Source organism: bacterium, from assembly GCA_004299235.1.
GTDB lineage: Bacteria > Chloroflexota > Dormibacteria > Dormibacterales > Dormibacteraceae > SCQL01.
Genome location: SCQL01000052.1, coordinates 1 through 1,570 on the forward strand (window position 1 = coordinate 1; position 1,570 = coordinate 1,570).

The following is a 1,570-nucleotide window of genomic DNA, read 5'->3' on the forward strand; positions in this document are numbered from 1 at the left end:
CGGCGGTCGCCGCGCGATGACGCGGCGGGTCGTCGTGACCGGTGTCGGCGCGGTCACGCCGCTCGGGCTCGACGTCGCCAGCAACTGGGACGCGCTCACCCACGGCCGAAGCGGCATCCGCCGGATCGCCCGGTTCGACCCCGCGCCGTACGAGACGCAGATCGCCGGCGAGGTGCAGGGCTTCGAGCCCACCGCCTACATGGATCGCAAGGAGGTGCGTCGCACCGACCGCTTCACGCACTTCGGCGTCGCCGCCGCGTCGCAGGCCCTCACGGACGCCGGCCTCGAGACCGTGAAGGATCCGGAGCGCGTCGGGACGGCCATCGCGACCGGTGTCGGCGGCCTCGAGACGCTCATCAAGGAAGTCGTCCTCATGGAGGAGCGCGGACCGAGCCGGCTGTCTCCCTTCCTCGTGCCGATGCTCATGGCGAACGCCGCGTCGGCGCAGACCTCGATGCAGTTCGGCCTGAAGGGCCCCAGCCTGACGCACGTCTCGGCCTGCGCGTCGAGCTCGCACGCCATCGGCGAGTGCGGCGAGATCATCCGGCGCGGCCAGGCCGACGTCATGGTGACCGGCGGCGCCGAGGCCGCGGTGCTCCCGCTGGCGATCGGCGCGTTCTCGACGATGCACGCGATGAGCCGCCGCAACGACGACCCCGAGCGCGCCTCGCGACCGTTCGACAAGGACCGCGACGGCTTCGTCCTCTCGGAGGGCGGCGCCGTCGTCGTGCTCGAGGAGCGCGAGCACGCGCTCGCACGCGGTGCGCGGATCTACGGCGAGCTCGTCGGGTACGGCGCGACCGCGGACGCGTATCACATCACCTCGCCTTCACCCGAAGGCGAGGGCAACGCGCGCGCGATGCGGATGGCGCTCGATCAGGCCGGGCTCGGTCCAGAGCGGATCGACTACATCAACGCGCACGGCACCTCGACGCAGCCGAACGATCGTGAGGAGACGGCGGCCATCAAGCACGTCTTCGGCGAGCACGCCTACCGGCTGATGGTCTCGTCGACGAAGTCGATGAGCGGGCACCTGCTCGGTGCCGCCGGCGCGTTCGAGGCGATCGCGTGCCTGCTCGCGCTGCGTGAGGGCTGCGTGCCGCCGACGATCAACTACACCACGCCGGACCCGGCCCTCGACCTCGACTACGTGCCCAACCAGGCGCGCGCGAAGCAGATCCGCACGGCCCTGTCCAACAGCATGGGCTTCGGCGGCCACAACGCGTCCCTCATCTTCGTCAGGGCGTAGCCGCTCCTCCTCGGATCGAATCCTCGTTTAGCCTGTCCTGAGGTGAGCACGCTCCTGGGCCAGACGGCATTGATCACCGGCGCGTCGCGCGGGATCGGGCGGGCGACGGCGGTCCGGCTCGCGCGCGACGGCGCGAAGATCGCCGTGAACTACAAGGGGAACGTCGACGCGGCGGAAGAGACGAAGCGTCTGGTGGAAGGCGCCGGCTCGAGCGCCGCGCTCGTCCAGGGCGATGTCTCTTCCGCCGCGTCGACGTTCCCCTTGTAGTTCACGGCGATCTTCGCGCCGTCGCGCGCGAGCCGGACCGCCGTCGCCCGCCCG

General features: G+C 71.3%; 2 protein-coding genes and 1 pseudogene. 2 read left to right on the forward strand and 1 reads right to left on the reverse strand.

Annotation, left to right across the window (positions count from 1 at the left end):
- Positions 1 to 16: 16 nt before the first annotated feature.
- Together fabF and EPN29_13810 are read left to right on the forward strand one after the other, a co-directional pair.
- Positions 17 to 1,249 (forward strand): beta-ketoacyl-[acyl-carrier-protein] synthase II, encoded by a 1,233-nt coding sequence (gene fabF, locus EPN29_13805; GenBank protein ID TAN31297.1) that lies wholly within the window; start codon positions 17 to 19, stop codon positions 1,247 to 1,249.
- A gap of 42 nt (positions 1,250 to 1,291) precedes the next feature.
- Complete coding sequence (locus EPN29_13810; GenBank protein ID TAN31298.1) at positions 1,292 to 1,516, forward strand: SDR family NAD(P)-dependent oxidoreductase; 225 nt, start codon at positions 1,292 to 1,294, stop codon at positions 1,514 to 1,516.
- Here the strand turns inward: EPN29_13810 and EPN29_13815 are convergent.
- Positions 1,486 to 1,570: pseudogene (locus EPN29_13815) on the reverse strand (beta-ketoacyl-ACP reductase). The gene EPN29_13810 and the pseudogene EPN29_13815 sit on opposite strands and share 31 nt — an antisense overlap.